The 5,628-nt window shown below is 38.6% G+C and carries 5 protein-coding genes; 2 read left to right on the forward strand and 3 right to left on the reverse strand.

Features of this window, described 5'->3' with window-relative positions; genetic code table 11:
* Nucleotides 1-36 precede the first annotated feature (36 nt).
* Together VB797_RS16915 and tmk are read right to left on the reverse strand one after the other, a co-directional pair.
* Nucleotides 37-978: a DNA polymerase III subunit delta' gene (locus VB797_RS16915; RefSeq protein WP_323238882.1), complete on the reverse strand. Its 942-nt coding sequence runs from the start codon at nucleotides 976-978 to the stop codon at nucleotides 37-39.
* Nucleotides 979-1,152: 174 nt separating this feature from the next.
* Nucleotides 1,153-1,818 (reverse strand): dTMP kinase, encoded by a 666-nt coding sequence (gene tmk / locus VB797_RS16920; protein ID WP_323238883.1) that lies wholly within the window; start codon nucleotides 1,816-1,818, stop codon nucleotides 1,153-1,155.
* A 309-nt stretch (nucleotides 1,819-2,127) separates the two neighbouring features.
* Between tmk and VB797_RS16925 the strand changes: the two genes are divergently transcribed.
* The gene (locus VB797_RS16925; RefSeq protein ID WP_323238884.1) at nucleotides 2,128-3,867 is read left to right on the forward strand and encodes an ABC transporter ATP-binding protein; all 1,740 of its coding nucleotides are present in this window, start codon (nucleotides 2,128-2,130) and stop codon (nucleotides 3,865-3,867) included.
* A gap of 161 nt (nucleotides 3,868-4,028) precedes the next feature.
* On the opposite strand, the gene VB797_RS16930 is transcribed toward VB797_RS16925, so the two are convergent.
* Entirely contained in the window at nucleotides 4,029-4,358 is a 330-nt protein-coding gene (locus tag VB797_RS16930; protein ID WP_323238885.1) for a hypothetical protein, read from the reverse strand.
* A gap of 464 nt (nucleotides 4,359-4,822) precedes the next feature.
* On the opposite strand from VB797_RS16930, the gene VB797_RS16935 reads away from it, so the two are divergent.
* On the forward strand, nucleotides 4,823-5,575 hold the full coding sequence (locus tag VB797_RS16935) for a MerR family transcriptional regulator (protein WP_323238886.1): 753 nt from the start codon (nucleotides 4,823-4,825) through the stop codon (nucleotides 5,573-5,575).
* Nucleotides 5,576-5,628 lie beyond the last annotated feature (53 nt).

Here is a 5,628-nt window from a genome sequence, read left to right on the forward strand (position 1 = left end):
TGGACTACTAGTCGATAAAAAAAAACTCTATAATAACTAACTACTAACCAACGACAAAAACATACATTCCCAAACCAAACGCGGTTGTGCATAACATAGTAAAGCTTTACGGGATTTTTCGAGTTGCTGAATCATATTTGGTTGCCGCAAATTTTGCCAATACACCTGTTGTAAATAATCAACTAACCATAACTGCGCTTCGTTATCTAATATTTTATCAATTTGTTTCGCTAATTCTAATGCAGAGCGATAAGATAATGGCGGTTTAGTACAGGAATGTAATAATTCTGGGGGAATATTTTGCATTTGTTCGTAAGCTTCAATGGCTTTTCCCGGACTACCTGCTGCAATATTTAACACTGTAGGATGATTTAATATTTCGCTGTGTCCTGATAATGTCAATACTTGAGACATTGAGGCTGAATCTAAACAGTAGAAAGGAATTTTTTGACACCGAGAAACTAAAGTTGTTAATAGAGAATCTGGTGTTGGAGCAATCAAAATTATTGTTGCTTTTCCCGGTTCTTCTAAAGTTTTGAGTAAAGCGTTCGCAGCAGATTCTGCCATTGTCTCGGCTTGTTCTAACACTACCAAATTTCGAGACGCTTCTAAAGGTGGACGACTCAGGAATTGAGTAATCTCGCGAATTTGTTCTAAACGAGTTATCGGGGGTGCTTTGCGCTTTAATCCTTTCTCTGCGGCTTCTGAAGCACTGAATAGCTTTCCTTGATGTTGATAACTTGGCTGTACCCAAAGTAAATCGGGATGATTTCCTTTTTCTAATTTGCTTTTAATAACAGCAGTATTTTGATGATTTTGAGTAAATAGCAATTGCGAAAAACATCGTGCAGTTAAACTTCGTCCTACTCCAGAAGAACCTACGAATAAATATGCTGGAGCAATTCTATCTTTAGCAACAGCTTGTTTGAGTAATTCTACAGCTTGGGTTTGTCCGATGACTGGTGCGAAGAAATCCATTTTTAGTGAGCAGGGAGCAGGGAGTAGGGAGTAGGGAATAGTTATCAATTTCTTATGATTAAAACAGGCGGTTTAAACCGCGTCTACACAAGCAAAACCCGCCTGCGCGGGTTAAATATATATAATAATAGTCCAGGTCGCCGGACTTCGCCTATTTAGATGCGGTTTCAACCGTCAGAACGAGGGATTATTTTGACTAGTAATAATTTCCCACTCCTGCAATTTAGAAGTTAATCTTTGCTGAATTTGCTTTTGTACGTCTTGTTTATTTAAACTAGCTTCTATTTTAAAATTTCGTTCTGGATATGAAGCGGCTAATTCTTTGTATCCCTTTTGAACGCGACGATGAAAGTCGATTTTTTCTTGTTCGATTCTATCAGCTATATCACCGTTTTTTCGCTTCCGAGCTAATCCTTGTTCAACGTCTAAATCTAACCATAAAGTTAAATCGCTTTTTAATCCCGATGTTGCGATCGCGTTGAGTCGATCGATTAAATTCATGTCTAAGCTGCGACCGTAACCTTGATAAGCAATTGTTGAATCAATATAGCGATCGCATAATACAACCTTCCCCGATTTTAAGTTCGGTAATAGCTCTTGTTCTACGTGTTGACAGCGGTCTGCGGCGTACAAAAGTAACTCTGTGGTAGCAGTTATTGGTTTATCTTCGGTGTTTTCTAATAACAACGAACGGAGATGCAATCCTAATTGAGTTCCACCAGGTTCGCGAGTTGTGACCACGGGTATACTTAATTGTTGCAGCCATTCACAACAAAGCTGCATTTGCGTAGTTTTACCACAACCTTCTACCCCTTCAAAAACAATTAATTTACCGTTCATGATATTTAAATCTACCACCAATTAAACATATCATATGGTTGAGTAGGGAATAGGGAATAGGGAATAGGGAGTAGGGAGTAGGGAGTAGGGAATAGGGAGTAGGGAGTAGGGAGTAGGGAATAGGGAGTAGAAACATTTTACAGAATATAACTATATTGATGAAAACAGGTCAATCTTTGGGTCGGGGTTTGGGAAAGAATTCCCCAACTCTTAGTTTTTCCTGTCAGGTGAAGCTTATTATTAACGGATCGATCTCTAGCGTTGAGAAACTACTCAAAAGCTGATACCGTCTGAACAATAATAAATCATATGTATGGGACTTGCAGCTTGAATCGGTCTAACTATTGGCAACTTTTACCTTATATCCGTCCCCAATGGGAAGCGATCGCTAAGGGTTTTGTCGGAATTATCGGATATGTAGCAGCGACATTAGGATTAATTAAGCTTGTAGAAGAGTTAGCAACTCCCTTTGGAGAAGGAAATGTTGTAGAGATAGCGAAACTTGCCGTTATATTAGCGGGAGTTTTCCTTGTGCGAGGCTTTTTTCAGTCAGTACAAGATATTTATATGGCAAAAGCTGCCTTAAGAGTAGCTTATAACCTCCGCAAGCAGGTTTACGCTCATTTACAAAAGTTAAACCTCAGCTACTTTGAAACCGCAAAAGCTGGGGATTTATCTTACCGACTCACCGAAGATGTCGATCGCGTTGGGGAAGTTGTCCACAAAATGTTTCACGATTTTATCCCCTCTGCTTTGCAATTAGTCGCGATTCCCATCTACATGGTATATCTTAGCTGGCAACTAACCCTAGCAACATTAGTTATCGCTCCGTTGATGGGTGTGTTGATTGCTTGGTTTGGCGATCGTCTACAAAAGTTATCTCGTCGCAGCCAAAACCATGTATCGGATTTGTCTGCAATTTTAACTGAAGTATTTGGCGGAATCCGGCTTATTCAAGCGTTTGCGGCGGAGTCCTACGAAGTTGCACGGTTTAGTAAGGAAGCAGAAAGCACTTATAAAGCAAAATACTATACGGAAAGATTAAAAGCGATTCAAATTCCTATTATTGGATTTTTGCAAGCATTAAGTTTTATATTATTACTTTTCTTCGCTGCATGGCAGATTTCGATCAAAAATATCACGGTTGGAACGTTTTTCAGCTATCTTTCCGCAGCAGCTTTATTAATTGATCCCGTGGGTCATACTACTAATAATTATAATTTATTCAAAGAAGGCGAAGCTTCTGTAGACAGAGTTTTTGAATTATTAGTAATTGAACCAGCAGTAGTGGAAAAATCAGACGCGATCGCTCTTCCCCGAGTTACGGGTAAAGTCGAATATCGTCACGTTACGTTTGCGTATCAAGCAGATAAACCCGTAATTAAAGATATCAGTTTATTAGCAATGCCGGGAGAAGCGATCGCTCTTGTGGGTGCTTCCGGTGCGGGGAAAACTAGTTTTGTAAATCTTTTACCGCGTTTTTATGATATCCAAAGAGGTGAGATATTAATCGATGGAGTTGATATTAAAGACGTAACGCTAAATAGTTTGCGCCGACAAATTGGTATAGTACCGCAAGAAACCGTGATGTTTTCCGGTACAATCGCCGAAAATATCGCTTTCGGACAAATCGATTTTGATATCCAAGCCGTTAAAGAAGCGGCAAAAATCGCCAACGCCGATGATTTTATCAGTCAAATGCCCGATGGTTATTATACCGTAGTCGGCGAACGCGGCGCGAGCTTATCTGGGGGACAGCGACAAAGAATTGCGATCGCTCGTGCTGTTTTGCTCAATCCCAGAATTTTGATTTTAGATGAAGCGACATCTGCACTAGATTCGGAATCGGAAGCTTTGGTACAGGAAGCATTGGAAAGATTAATGGTAAATCGCACGGTATTTATTATTGCTCACCGTTTAAGTACTGTGAGAAAATGCGACAGAATTTTAGTTATGGAACAAGGGGAAGTTGTAGAGTCGGGAACTCATGATGAGTTGTTAGCTTTTGAGCGTCGTTATGCAAGGTTTTATGCTCGACAATTTAGTTAATGTTTATTCTCAAAAGTAACTTATAAAAATAAGGAATTTTGTTAACTTGCATATATTAACCCGAACCCAACAAGTTAATTTCTCATTTATTTCTAATTCTTTTTATCAAGATGCAACCTGAAATAAAATTTAGAATGATTCCTCACAAAGTTACTCATAAATTAAATTAATTTCTCAGAGTCAGAATCCGTTTCATTCGGTCCAGGCATCCATTTAGGAGTATAAATAGGCGATTTTGCTTCGACTCTACCGACAATTGATGCTGCTGCACCGCAAAATATTACTACAACTTGAGCAACATCTTGACCGTAGTTTACAGGTTCTCCTTTCAAGGCTTTATCGACATCTTGTCCCACGATAGGGGCGATCGCTGCGGTTGAAGTAAAAACAATACCCCAAAAAGTTTTACTTCCAAATAGACTTTTTCTTTGTTTATGAGTAGCTTGTGATTGTTGATTGTTTTGTTCTTGTGGTTGATTGAAAGCGGTCATGATTCTATTTTTTCACTCCTTGGATAGGTACGATAATTAAAAATGTTTTGTAATTTAAACTTCACCGTATAAATCCTGGTTTCGGAAAGATTTGTGAAAATAATTATAAATACTTAAGTACAATTACGGTTGGTGATATTCGGACTACAAGGTTTTATAGGGCTTCTTAGTTCAGTTATGCAGTGAGATATATAGCGGTTCTCATTTGAATAGAATACAAAAGAACCTTACCCAGCCGCCATATTGCTCCCCTCTCCTTACCAAGGAGAGGGGGTGGGGGTGAGGTTCCGCGAAATGTATTGCACTCAACTCAAAACCGCTATAGCTGTAGCAGCTTAGTTCTCTACATTTTTGTAACGCTAACGTAAAAATATTTTTTGCAAAACCCCTTGCACCTCACGTTACGTGAGGCTCTACATTAAAAATGTCGTTAATAAAAGAATTAAAAAAAGGGGTAAATAGTTGTGCAAACTTCTTGGAAAGTTGGCGAATTGGCTTCGCTGACTGGTTTAACTGTACGTACTCTTCATCATTATGATGAGATTAATCTTTTAAAGCCTTCTGAATATACAGATTCGGGACATCGTTTGTATGGGGAAGAGGATATTATTCGACTCCAACAAATTCTTTCGCTAAGACAGTTGGGTTTTAGTTTGGAAGAGATCAAAAATTGTCTGCAAAATCCCGATTATTCGCCAGTTACGGTGGTTAAATCGCATATTGAAAAATTAAATCAACAAATTGAAGTTCAGCAGCAGCTTACAAGACTTCTTCAAGGAATTTCTATGCGTTTACAAGCTGAAGAAAAGGTTGATGTAGATGATTTGATGAAAACAATTGAGATAATAAAAATGTCTGAAGAATTATTTAATCAATATTACACCAAAGAACAACGCCAATATTTAGATGAACGCGCTCAAATAGTTGGTGAAGAAAAGATTCAACAAGTACAACAAGATTGGCAAGATTTGTTTGCAGTAGTAGAAGCAGAAATGAATAAAGGAACCGAACCTACCGATGAAAAAGTGCTTGCTTTAGCTAGACGTTGGAAGGAATTAGTAGAAAGTTTTACTGGTGGAAATTCTGGTGTGATGCACAGTTTAAATAACATGGTGCAAGCTGAATATCCCACAATGCAGCAGCAATTTGGTTTTCCCGATGCTCGATTATTTGAGTACATTGGTAAAGCTTTGAACCAGTTAGCAATGGACGGTTAATAGTTATCAAAATCGCCCTCACCGAGTAAAATTTTAAGGTCTGAGCAAGACAG

The organism is Rivularia sp. UHCC 0363, assembly GCF_034931125.1.
Taxonomy (GTDB): Bacteria; Cyanobacteriota; Cyanobacteriia; order Cyanobacteriales; family Nostocaceae; genus Rivularia.

What these genes read in the sequence shown, in the direction of transcription:
- VB797_RS16915 (WP_323238882.1), bottom strand. Translation starts at nt 978, where the DNA reads ATGGATTTCTTCGCACCAGTCATCGGACAAACCCAAGCTGTAGAATTA.
- tmk (WP_323238883.1), bottom strand. Translation starts at nt 1,818, where the DNA reads ATGAACGGTAAATTAATTGTTTTTGAAGGGGTAGAAGGTTGTGGTAAA.
- VB797_RS16925 (WP_323238884.1), top strand. Translation starts at nt 2,128, where the DNA reads ATGTATGGGACTTGCAGCTTGAATCGGTCTAACTATTGGCAACTTTTA.
- VB797_RS16930 (WP_323238885.1), bottom strand. Translation starts at nt 4,358, where the DNA reads ATGACCGCTTTCAATCAACCACAAGAACAAAACAATCAACAATCACAA.